Consider the following 11,569-nt stretch of genomic DNA (forward strand, 5'->3'; position numbering starts at 1 on the left):
AGTCCTCCTTTCCATATGGATTCAGAGGACTAACGAGCTGCAAATACTTTAAATTTCTGGTTCGAGTCCTATTCGAATGGTACGAATAATTGCGTAACCTCCTCGCGCGATCCCTGGGCTTATTCCGGCTAACCCGTCTAACGCTCGGGCCCCTTCTTTGGTTTTACCCCCGACTTCTAATATGGTGAGTCCATCCGAACCAGCTCGTAATCAAACCAGGAATGGATTTCGTGCGACATCACATTCTCAATGGTATTGTTCCCTTTCAGCCAATAGAGGCCGCGGTTCTTATCCATATAATAGTCGCCGGCCGCAGAATGCGTCAGGCGCTCGGTTTCCAACTTGGTATTCAGCGTGTAAAGACCTGCGGTATCTTTCTTCTCCCCCTCCCATGTGTATCCGGACATGACGACATACAGGCTTCCGTCGGCTCCCGCCGGATTGGGCAGATCGGGGTTCTGGAGCCCTAAGGCTCTGACGTCCGCTTCGTTCAACAGTTCGTTCACGAGCCGGATCCTTCCCTCCGGATCCATGAGACCGATTCGGGCCGATCCGATTTCGTAGCCGTGACGGCTCGGCAGCCGGTCGACTGCGATCCAGACGGAGCCGTCCGGATTGGGGATGACCCGGCTCAGACGGGTGTTGAAGTGTTCCAGGCGGCTCACCTTGCCGCTCCGGACCAGGAAGTTGTAGGTTGTTCCGTGATACGGCCCGATGACCGGCAAGGGAAGCCTGAGGTTGACGGTGACAATGACGCCTTGTCGGCCGGCATCAAATTCAGTATAGGTGTGCACGGGAGGACCATAATCCGCGGCTTCCCAGACGTCCGAATCCGTCAGCGTATACAGGAGCTGGCCCCCGTAATACAGGTTCCTGTCCTTTCGGATCACATCCGCGGGCTTTCCACCATAGGGAGGAGTGGCTGTCCTCGTGTGATCCACAAGGGATTTGACGGATTCACGGTTCTTCCATGTCATAAGATAAGTACTTTTATCCATCTTCAAGACGCCCTTTGCCGGGTCCAGGAGCATGGAAGAGAAGTAAAGCGCATGATCATCTTCCCCGGCCACCGGGCCCATAACGTTCTGACCGCCGACCAATGTCAGGCCGTTGTCCGCATCCCATCTGATCTCCAAGTGCAGAAGTTCGTGCACATAGCGCCACGTCAACGGCATATAGACCACATCCCGGAAGGTCAGGAAGGGGTAAGGCTCCGTCTCGTTGTCAATCACGGTCCCGTTAATCCAAAGTCGCTGGTTTAACCGCTTCACGGAGAAAGCAGCAGCGTTTCGTTTGTCGGAGAGGTCCTGCTCCGGTGGCCCTTCCTGTATGGGAGGCGGATAATCCCCGTTCGGCATGATCATCAGCCCTTCCTCTTCACTCCAATGGGACTTGATATTCAGTGACTGGAGATGGTTCCAAGTCAGGGGCATATATGTGATGCTATTCATGTAAAGGAACGGATACTTACTGTGCGCCGAATCCAAGTCCACCCCGTTCAGAGTTACGGGAAAGGGCGGCAGCGCCGCGCGGGAAGTGACAGCTGCTGAGGCGGAAGGCAAAGGAGCGGCGGTTAGCAGAAACAGGCTGCAGCATGTCAGCAGGGCTGCCCGCTTGGTCCAAGAGATCATCTTTCATATCACCTGCTTTTCTGGGTTAGTATTCAATTCAATTGGATTAGACGCACGGAAAGTGATAAAGGTTACCGGTTAACTATAGAATAATTGAATACAAAATATAGAAAAATGGTGATTGATGGGTATTGGTATTAGAGGATAAAATTGGGTTAGGCATTTACTATTGGAGAGGAGAATTTACTATGGCTTATGTAACTGTTGCAGAAGAAAATGCAGTACCCGTCGAAATCTATTACGAGGATCATGGAACCGGCAAGCCGGTCGTCCTGATTCATGGCTGGCCGCTCAGCGGACGGTCGTGGGAGGCTCAAGTCCCGGCTTTGATCGAAGCGGGGTATCGGGTCATTACCTATGACCGCCGGGGCTTCGGAAAGTCGTCCCAGCCCTGGAACGGGTATGACTACGATACCTTTGCAGCCGATCTTCATAAGCTGATAGAGCACCTGGACCTTCGCGACGTAACCTTGGTCGGTTTCTCGATGGGCGGAGGCGAAGTGGCGCGTTATGTCGGTACCTATGGCAGTGACCGGGTGAAGAAGGCCGTGTTCGCCGCATCGGTTGTCCCCTATTTCTATAAATCGGACGAGCATCCGGAAGGCGGGCTCGCGGAGGAGGCCATTCAATCTTTCCAAGCCGGCATCAAAGCGGACCGGATTGCGTTCCTCGAAGCGTTTATCAAGAACTTTTTTGCAGCCGGCGACCGGACCGATTTGGTAAGCGAGCCGTTTCGTCTCTACAACCTGAATATCGCGTCGTATGCTTCGCCGAAAGGAACATTGGACTGCATCGATGCCTTCGGGCGTACCGACTTCCGGGCTGATGTAGCGAAGTTCACTATCCCGACGCTGATTATTCACGGGGACGCCGATGCCATCGTACCGGTGGAGGTCAGCGGCCAAAGAGCGCATGATCTGATCCCAGGCAGCCAGCTTGCTGTTATTAAGGGCGGTCCGCACGGGTTGAATGCAACCCATCCGGAGGAGTTCAACGCCATCCTGATTGATTTTTTGAAAAGTTAAGTTGATGCAATGGAGACCGTGCCTTTAGGGTGCGGTCTTTTCCTATGAATGCAGGGTCAACAAAGCACTTCCTCCGGTGGGAAGAAGTGCTTTATCTTCGTGCTTGCTGACCCTATGCTAACTCGTTACACTGTCCATTCTCACGCGATTCGTCTGATCGTCTCCCGCCCATCGCTGAAAGTCAATAAACTTCCTGATGCTATCCCGTTAGCCGAGCTCGATCGTTTTGGTGGCGACGCGCTCGTGAAACTCCCGGTCATGCTCTACGAATACAATGGTCGGTGCGTACGCCAGCAGCAGCTCCTCGATCTGCATCCGGGAAATCACATCGACAAAGTTGAGCGGTTCGTCCCAAATATGCAGATGAGCCTCTTCACACAGGCTTCTCGCAATCAAAACCTTCTTCTTCTGCCCGCCGCTGAATGAGGCCATATCCTTCTCAAATTGGATGCGGGCGAAATCAAGCTTTCGCAAAATGGTCTTAAACAAGCTCTCGTCGATCCCATGCTCGGCAGCATAGTCCGAGAGCGACCCCCGCAGATGAGACGTATCCTGGGATACATACGAAATTCGAAGCTGAGGCTCCCGCCGGAGCGTGCCCGTGTACTCCAGCCCCTCTCCGCCCAGGAGGCGGAGCAGGCTGGACTTCCCCGAACCGTTCGGTCCCGAGATGGCGATCCGGTCCCCCTGCTCAACCGTCAGACGGACGTTCCGGCATACCGCTTTTTCCCCGTAATAAATCGTGACGTCATCCAGTACGGCGAGTTCGGATTTGGGATACGCGAGCTGCGTGATCGCCAGGCTTTCGGCCTGTTCGATATTTTTGAGCAGCTTCGATTTCTCCTCCACCGCGGCGTGCTGGCGCTGCTCGATGGATTTGGCGCGCTTCATCATTTTGGCTGCTTTGTGCCCGACATATCCCTTGTCCAGCTTGGAGCCGGAGTTGCGGGTGCCGTTTTTCGATTTTTCGATCTCGTGGGACCAGCCGCTCGTACGCTGGGAAGAAGCCGATAGACGCTGGATGTCTTTCTGCAGCTTTTCGTTTTGCGCCATCTCGAATGTGTCCTGGCGGGTTTTGTTCGTCCACCAGCTGGAGAAGGTGCCTTTTTGGATCTCGATATTCGTCTTATTGATCGACAGGATATGGTCGACGCAGCGGTCGAGAAAGGCCCGGTCGTGCGATATGAGAATAAACCCGCGCTTCGAGTTCAGATAATCGCCGACAAGCTTGCGTGCGTGCAGGTCAAGGTGATTGGTCGGCTCGTCGATGAGCAGAAACCGGTTGTCCTGAATGAACAGTGCGGCCAATAAGACCTTCGTCTGCTCGCCTTGGGACAGCGATTCGAAGGGCCGGTACAGCACGTCTTCCGAAACCTTCAGCAGGTTCAGTTCACGCATGAGCTTCCAGTGCTCATAGCCCGGCACGATCTCTTCGAGGACGTCGACGGTCAAATGATCCGGATGTTCAACGGGAAACGGAAAATAATCAAAGGCAACCGGTGCGGAGATCGTGCCGCTGTATTCGTATTTGCCCTGGAGCAGGTGGAGGAACGTCGTTTTTCCCCGGCCGTTTCGCCCGGTGAACCCCAGCTTCCAGTCCGTATCGATTTGGAAGCTGACCCCTTCGAAGATGGGGTCATAGCTGCCCGGATAAGCAAACGTAAGATTGGATACCTGAATGGCGGTCATGGCGGTCATCCTTTCGTATGGAAATAGAAAGAGCCGCAAGAAAGGTGCCTTCCTGCGGCTCGGATCCATACGGGAAACATCCGTCCCCTACCAAAGGGACGGACGCGGGTCCGGATCGAAGAGCGCAAACGAAGTGCAGTTCCTTTCTTGCAGAGACGAAATAAAACGAGCACAGCCGGCCGCTGAGTCCGTTCCTTTCGTAATCTCACAGCAAGAAAGTTCTACATTCGTTCCACTCCCGTCATCAAAATTAGGTACAGTTTATCACAACCGTCATGGAAGCACAACCTTGCACCGTCACGTGCCCGGACTGAAGCCATGCGCACACTACCTGTATGACTTCAGTCTGTTTGCACGGCAACCAGAGGAGCGGGCGCCGCAGCGCCCCGCTCCTCTAGATTGATGTACGGTGATTTATACGCAGACTTCGCTCCAGTCGTCCCCTTCCGTGCCCACATCGCCGCAGGTGTCTTTCCCCTCATTACTGTCATAGAAGCCGTTCAGCATGGGAAGATCCATGACATCCGAGATGGCGATCAAGAAGCCGATGCCGACGAAGCGGCTCGCTTCCTTGTCCGGCTGGCTGACGCCCGCTTTCTCGAACTTATCGGTCACCGTGTCATGGATCTGCCGGTAATGCCTTCTGACGTGTTCACGGATCTCCGGCTCCGCGATCGCATGGGCCTGCATGGCCAGCAGGATCTCGCTGTGATGGGCTTTCATGATCTCCGTGAACACACAGCCCATCGCATGCTTAAGGCGCTCCGGCCCTTCCTCCACGCCCGCGAACGCTTCGTTGATGCGAGCGCAGGCCCGGTCGATCACAGCTTTGAACAGGGCTTCCTTATTGGCAAAAAAATGAAACACATACGGCTGCGTCACTCCGGCCGCCTTGGCAACCTGGCCGGTCGTCGTCTTGTAATAGCCGTTCTCGGCGAAGAGGGCCACCGCACTTTCGATAATCCGTTCCTTCTTGTCTTCCCGCACCGCCATGACTTCCTTCCCTTCCGTTCCGCTCGCCCCCTCTAGCGGATCACTACCGCACTGACCGTTCCGGAGAGATCCAGAGCGGTGAGCAGCGCAGGACGGCGTTCGTCCGGACTTCTCCGCTGCGGCTCGGCCGTGAGGGACAACGGCGGCTGAGGGGGCACCGTTACACGCGCCCCCGCTGTCGCGGGAACGATTCCCGACGCCTGCGAGCGCACCGCCGCAAAAAGCTGGAACAAGCCGCCGGCGCCGCCGGTCTCGCCGGTGACGCCTTTGATGGCGCAGACGGGCGTCGGTCTGCCGCCGAAGAGAGACTGCAGCGCTTCGGCTTCCGGCTCATCCAGAGCAGCCAGCCCGCAGGCACCGGAGACCACAAGCCCTACCTCGCCCGGGGCCGCAGACGCTTTGGAGAGAGCCTCGCCGATCACCCGGGACAGGCTCTTCTCCCGCTTGCCGGGTGTACGCCCAGCTGCACAGCCGGAGGTCCAGGAGGCCAGCCCCGCCAGGATTCGGGCTCCCCGCCCTTCGGCATGGGATCGGCGTTCGAGCACGACCGCCACGGCTCCTTCCCCGGGGGTGATCCCCCAGCTGGAGGCGTCGAAGGGTCTCCCGGTATCCCCTGAGGGATCTTCCGGTAGCGCTCCCGCCATCGTATAGATGCCGAGGAGCTCAGGGCTGAGCTCCTCGGTCCCGCCCACGAGGATGCAGTCCGCTTTGCCTCTGCGCAGGAGGGTCATCGCATAGCCCAGCGCATCGAGCCCCGCGCAAGCGCCGGTGGATATCGTCGTGTTGCACGCCCGGGCCTGCAGCCGGACCCCGAGCAGAGCGGCCGGCGCATTGACGAGCAGGTTCGGCGCTTCCATGGCCGATACCGCCCGCGGACCTTCGGAGAGCAGCGTCCGGTCGTACAGGTCGGCCGTATGCAGATTCGCATAGTTGCTGCCTACTACGATGCCGAGCCGGTCCGGGTCGACGGTGCCGGCCGGCAGACCGGCTTCTTCGAGCGCCGCCGCCGAGGCGGCCAGCAAGAAGCGGGATGCCCCGTGAACGAACCGCAGGCCTTTGGAGCCGAGCACGGGAACCAGGTCTTCCTGCGGCACACGAATCGTACGGTGCCCGCCTTCGGCCTGCGGGGTGCCGGGATGGTAACGGCCGCTGCAGACCGCCTCCCACAGGGCATCGGCGTCGAGGCCGAACGAGGATACGGTACCGATGCCTGTCAGGACTACTTCGTCAGTCATTGTGTTCATTCGGCTGCGCCTCCCAGCAGGATCGTAGAGATGTTGCCTCCGAAGGCGAAGGCATTGCTCATAGCTACCGACACCGGCATGTGCTGTGCCTGGTTCGCGACCGTATTCGGGACGCAGTCAGGGTCGGGCGTCTCGACATTCATCGTGGGCGGAATCACGCCGTGATGCACGGCCAAGGCGCAGGCCACCGCTTCAATCGCGCTGGCGGCGCCCATTGTATGGCCGATCATGGATTTGATCGAGCTGACGGGAAGAATCTCGGCCAGAGGACCGAAGGTGCGGCGGACGGCCGTCGATTCGGTGGAATCGTTGGCCCGGGTGCCGGTGCCGTGGGCGGAGATATAGGAGATGTCTTCCGGCCCTACTCCCGCATCCTCCATCGCCCGCTTCATGGCCAGCATGGCTCCGAGTCCTTCCGGATGCGGCGCGGTGGCATGGCTGGCGTCACAAGCCAGACCGTACCCCAGCAGCTCCGCATAGATGACGGCGCCCCGCGCCTTCGCCCGATCCAGATCCTCCAGGATAAGAGCGGCAGCCCCTTCGCTGACCATCATGCCCTCCCGGTCCAGATCGAAGGGGCGGCAGCGTTCGGGGGCGATGGCTCCGAGCCGGTGGAACATGGCGAAGCAGGTCCGCGACAGCGCATCGGAGCCGCCGACGATCGCCGCGTCGAGCGTGCCGTCTTCGATGAGCTCCTTGCCCCAGGAGATTGCGTAGTTGCCGGCTGCGCACGCCGTGGGGATCAGGAAGCTCGGCCCCTCGCAGCCCATTTCCTCCGATACGGCGGAGGAGATGCAGGCGTAGGGATAGTGGGCCCCGAGCCGGATATCCGGCTCGTTCCCGCTGCGTTCCTCGTCATGGTGCTGCTCGAGGACGGTATGGTTGCCCATGGTCGTGCCGAAGCAGACGCCGACCCGCTCGGGCGGGTACTCCGCCTCCTGCAAGCCGGCATCCTCGGCGGCCATGCGGGCTGCTGCCGCTGCAAGCCGGGTGGTCCGGGAGACGCCCGACGGGTCGAGCACCCGCAGCAGGGATGCCGGATCGACATCCGTCACTTCCCCGCCCCGGCTGACGCTGAATACGGAGGTATCGAAGGCCTGAATCTCGCCGATGCCGAGTTCCCCCCGGGTCATCGCCCGCCAGAACTTCGCTTTGCCCGAGCCTGCGGGGGACAGCACGCCAAGTCCGGTGACCGCAATCCGTCTCTGCATGGAGATGGACGCCCCGCTCACGCCTGAACCGCTGCCGACGTGCCGCTTTGCTCCGTCACCAAGGCATAGATCCGGTTCGCCGTGCGTTCGAGGTCCACGAATTCGGGCAGGGCGGATTCCGGAATGACCACGTTCATCTTCCGCTCAATCTGCGCGATAATTTCGATGGTCATCATCGAATCGATGCCGAGGTCCCGGTTAAAATCGTCGTGATCCGCGAAGTCGCTGATCTCGACCAGATCTGCAATGATCTCCCGGAGCTGGCTTTTCACTTGTTCCTGTGTCACGCTGCATTCCTCCATTCGGTTCATGGCCTCCTTCTGCGGGCGGCCTGTTTAAGAGCTTAATCCCCCGTCCACCACGAGGACGCTGCCGGTGATATAGCCGGCTTGCGGGGAGAGCAGGAAGCTGACGGCATGGGCCACGTCCTCCGGCCTCCCCGCCCTGCCCATCGGGATGGAGGAGAGAGCATGAGTTCTCGCTTCTTCCCTCATGGCTTCCCACATATCCGTCTCGATATAGCCTGGGGCCACGGCGTTCACCGTAATGCCGTGACGCGCGACCTCCTTGGACAGCGAACGGACGAACCCGATCTGTCCGGCCTTGGCTGCGGAGTAATTCGTTTGGCCGGGACTTCCGGTGATCCCGCTGACCGAAGTCATGCAGACGATCCGGCCCGAGTTTTGCTTGACGAACTCATAGATCGCAGCCCGCGCGTAATTATATGTACCCTTGAGATTGACCCGCAGCACCTCGTCCCATTCCTCTTCTTGCATGAGGAACAGCGGCTTGTCCCGCGTAATCCCCGCATTGATGATCAGGCCGTCCAGGGCGCCGAAGGCTTCCCTGACCTGAGCCACTGTCTCGCGCGCCTGCTCCAGATGCTCCGCATCGGCCTTGACCGCCAGCACACGGTCCCCGTAGCGCGCCTTAAGCTCCTCTGCCGCCTCTCCGCTGCTGCGGTAGGTGAAGGCGACTCGGGCTCCTGTATTCAGGAGCTCCTCCGTCACCGCTCTGCCGATGCCCCGGGTTCCCCCGGTTACCAGATAACATGCTTCCTTTTGCACCTTGTCTGTCTCCTTAGACCCGCACGCCCATCAGCTGCTTCGCCAGATTGTGTCCGCCCGAGATCACGCCGCTGTACCCCGCTCCCGGGCGGCTCCACGCGCCGACCAGATAGAGGCCCTCGATCGGCGTGGTCTGCGAGAGCCCCTTGGAGAGCGCCTGCTCCACGGTCGGGGCGGCGCCGTAGATGGCCCCCTGCGGGTGATTCGTATACCGGATCACCGTTCGCGGCGTCGCCAGCTCCATATGCTCCATCCGGCCGCTGATGCCCGGATACAGGGATTCGAGCCGCCGCAGATACAGGGCGAGAATCTCTTCTTTCTTTGCTTGATAGGCCGCATCGTCCAGCCCCGGTCCACCCCTCGGCTTCGCACAGCTGCATCACCGTCAGTGTCGTCACCGGCTGCGGCTGATACCCGGGAGCAATATTCTCGTACGCGGTGATGCACAGAGGCATCGCCTCGTACTGCTCGGTCCGGATCGCTTCGCCGATCGTATTGAGGTCATAAGTGGGGTTGAGGAAAATCTCATGGTGATGCTCGCCGTATTCCTCGCTCAGGCTCCCCCGCATGATGAGGTAAGCTTGAAGGCAGGAGTAGCTGGGCCGGAGCCGGCGGACCTTCTCCCGGTACGCCGCCGGCACGGAGCCCGGGTCGGAGAGTCGCGAGAGCGTCTGGCCGGGGTGAATGTTGGAGATGACCAGGTCGGCGGAATACTCGTGGCCCCGCTTCGTTCTCACCCCGTTCACCCGGCCTCCCGGGGCCGTGATCTCTTCGACATCCTCCCGGGTGATGACCCGGCCGCCGTTCTCTTCGATGATCGCCTTCAGCGCATCGGAGATCCGCTGGGACCGCCCCTGCGGGTAGTAGCCGCCGAAGTGATGATAGTCGGTCCAGGCATAGGCGAAGTAGACGGCGGACAGCTCGGAGGGCTGCAGGCCGAAGTAGACCCAGAACTGGGCCAGCATGCATTGAAGCTCCTTCGACATAGTGAAGCGGTCCATCATCTGCTGCAGGGAGTCGTCTTTGTAGGCGATGATGGTCGAGGGTTTGCGGGAGTGAGTATGAATCATCTCTTCCCGTATTTCGGCGCAGGCATGGAAGAAGCCGTCAATGGCTCCCCTCTCCTGCGGGAACAAGCGGTGAAGGGTTTCCCGGTAAGCGCCAGGATCACCGGACACGGAAAGATCATGTTCCGGAAATACCGCTCGGTACAGGTTCTCGGCCCGGTGGAATTCCACGCGTCCGAACATGCCCAGCTCTTCGAAGATTTGCCCCACCCTGCCCCCTTGGGCCAGTCCGCTCAAGCAGTGCAGGGAGACATCGAACTCCCAGGGCCGCCGGCGGAAGGAGGTGGCGAACCCTCCGTGGACGTAATGCCTTTCCAAAACGGTTACGTTGCTGCTGCCTTCCTTGGACAAGTAAGCGCCGGTAACAAGCCCTCCCAGTCCTGATCCAATGATGATCACATCCTGCATACCGAAGTTAGCCTCCCGGAGGTTCTATCGCTGCATACCGCAGCATGTTCAATCCAAGCATAGCGAAAGACCGTGACGGCCTCCATATCCCAAATGGGATAGATGTATTACCCTGCTGTCGTAACGGGGACGCTGCCGGCAAGCTTGGTGCCGGGTTCCGGCCGGCCTTGATCCAGGGCGTCTGCGTCGAGCAGACTGCGCAGATCCTCCATGTTCTCGCACAGGCCCTTGCGGCGGACCCGGCCGTCCGCGTCCGCGTAGTAAGCGAATGCCGCCAGCTTGGAGCGCAGAAGCTCGAACAGCTCCTTGCCGGGCAGCAGTTCCCCCTGGACGGGATGGGTTTTGAGCATCGCCTGGAACTTCGCTTCATTGCCGTAGCCGATCAGGATGAAGTTGACCTGGTCCTTGTACTTATCGTAGGCGGCATTCCAGTGCGGCAGCATCGCTTTGCAGCGTTTGCAGCCCGGGGCCACGAAGCCGATCAGTGTCGGCCTGCCGGCCAGGCTGTTCCTGGTAATCCGCCGGCCGGTGGTCATCGACGTCCCTTCGAAGGCGGGCAGTTCCCCGCCTTCACGAATGCCGGCGTTAGACATGGCCTGCATGTAGACCACATTCAGCGAGCGGATCATCACGACGAGGAAGAAAATGATGGGAATCTGCAGCAGCCATAAGGCGATGACGGAGTAAAATATAAACGAATTCATGGGATACCTCCTTTTTAGAAAAGCTTCATGTTCTCCTGATAATAATTCCAGATCATCTGCAGGACGAAAAACACCAGGGCGACGAGCAGCCCGAGCCCGATGGAAGGCCAGGTGACGCGCATGGCTTCCTCCGGAAACACCAGCAGCGTGACCAGCAGCAGAAACAGCAGCAGGATCTTGACCAGCGTGAAGCCATCCGCGTTCGATTCCATCCACTTCCCGTAGCAGCCGCAGGAGACCTGGCGGCCGCTGAGCATCACGGTCAGTACGGCGCCCCCGAAGCTGGCCAGCAGGGCCAGCAGCAGAGAAGCCCCGGCGATCCGGGTGCCGGGAAATAGCAGCATGAGCGCTCCCGCAATCTCCAGAAAAGGCGTCAATACGCCGTACAGGGAGGACAGCCGTGGAGGCAGCACCTCATAGTCGGCAACGAGCTGCAGGAAAGCGGGCAGATCCCGCAGCTTCATCACCGCCGACAGGAGAAAGATGATCACAAGTCCCACGACTATCGTGGCTAATCCGGTGTCCATAGG

Annotated in this window: 11 protein-coding genes; 1 reads left to right on the top strand and 10 read right to left on the bottom strand. The window is 59.3% G+C overall.

The features are described from left to right. Positions 1-176 precede the first annotated feature (176 nt). Positions 177-1,364 carry a hypothetical protein gene (locus tag PM3016_RS19235; RefSeq protein ID WP_238540248.1) on the bottom strand — a complete coding sequence of 396 codons (1,188 nt, stop codon included), beginning with the start codon at positions 1,362-1,364 and terminating at the stop codon, positions 177-179. 455 nt (positions 1,365-1,819) lie between these two features. On the opposite strand from PM3016_RS19235, the gene PM3016_RS19240 reads away from it, so the two are divergent. After that, positions 1,820-2,656: an alpha/beta fold hydrolase gene (locus tag PM3016_RS19240; protein ID WP_014370598.1), complete on the top strand. Its 837-nt coding sequence runs from the start codon at positions 1,820-1,822 to the stop codon at positions 2,654-2,656. Positions 2,657-2,863: 207 nt separating this feature from the next. Here PM3016_RS19240 and abc-f read toward each other — a convergent pair whose 3' ends face one another. From abc-f to PM3016_RS19285, 9 genes are all read right to left on the bottom strand, one after another. Then, positions 2,864-4,345, bottom strand: coding sequence for a ribosomal protection-like ABC-F family protein (gene abc-f, locus PM3016_RS19245; RefSeq protein ID WP_014370599.1), 1,482 nt, complete (start codon positions 4,343-4,345; stop codon positions 2,864-2,866). A 414-nt stretch (positions 4,346-4,759) separates the two neighbouring features. Next, positions 4,760-5,338 (bottom strand): TetR/AcrR family transcriptional regulator, encoded by a 579-nt coding sequence (locus PM3016_RS19250; protein WP_013918160.1) that lies wholly within the window; start codon positions 5,336-5,338, stop codon positions 4,760-4,762. A gap of 32 nt (positions 5,339-5,370) precedes the next feature. Continuing rightward, the gene (locus tag PM3016_RS19255) at positions 5,371-6,582 is read right to left on the bottom strand and encodes a beta-ketoacyl synthase N-terminal-like domain-containing protein (RefSeq protein WP_014370600.1); all 1,212 of its coding nucleotides are present in this window, start codon (positions 6,580-6,582) and stop codon (positions 5,371-5,373) included. Then, complete coding sequence (locus PM3016_RS19260) at positions 6,579-7,793, bottom strand: beta-ketoacyl-[acyl-carrier-protein] synthase family protein (RefSeq protein ID WP_236628496.1); 1,215 nt, start codon at positions 7,791-7,793, stop codon at positions 6,579-6,581. The genes PM3016_RS19255 and PM3016_RS19260 overlap by 4 nt, the downstream gene beginning before the upstream one ends. Before the next feature lie 17 nt (positions 7,794-7,810). Continuing rightward, entirely contained in the window at positions 7,811-8,080 is a 270-nt protein-coding gene (locus PM3016_RS19265) for an acyl carrier protein (protein WP_236628497.1), read from the bottom strand. A gap of 48 nt (positions 8,081-8,128) precedes the next feature. Then, positions 8,129-8,860, bottom strand: a complete 732-nt coding sequence (locus tag PM3016_RS19270) for a beta-ketoacyl-ACP reductase (protein ID WP_014370601.1) — start codon at positions 8,858-8,860, stop codon at positions 8,129-8,131. After that, positions 8,833-10,335 (bottom strand): phytoene desaturase family protein, encoded by a 1,503-nt coding sequence (locus PM3016_RS19275; protein WP_014370602.1) that lies wholly within the window; start codon positions 10,333-10,335, stop codon positions 8,833-8,835. The genes PM3016_RS19270 and PM3016_RS19275 overlap by 28 nt, the downstream gene beginning before the upstream one ends. 107 nt (positions 10,336-10,442) lie before the next feature. Then, the gene (locus PM3016_RS19280) at positions 10,443-11,039 is read right to left on the bottom strand and encodes a TlpA family protein disulfide reductase (protein ID WP_013918166.1); all 597 of its coding nucleotides are present in this window, start codon (positions 11,037-11,039) and stop codon (positions 10,443-10,445) included. A gap of 14 nt (positions 11,040-11,053) precedes the next feature. Continuing rightward, positions 11,054-11,566 (bottom strand): MauE/DoxX family redox-associated membrane protein, encoded by a 513-nt coding sequence (locus PM3016_RS19285; protein ID WP_013918167.1) that lies wholly within the window; start codon positions 11,564-11,566, stop codon positions 11,054-11,056. Between the last annotated feature and the right edge of the window lie 3 nt (positions 11,567-11,569).

The sequence above is a fragment of the Paenibacillus mucilaginosus 3016 genome (assembly GCF_000250655.1).
Taxonomy (GTDB): Bacteria; Bacillota; Bacilli; order Paenibacillales; family NBRC-103111; genus Paenibacillus_G; species Paenibacillus_G mucilaginosus.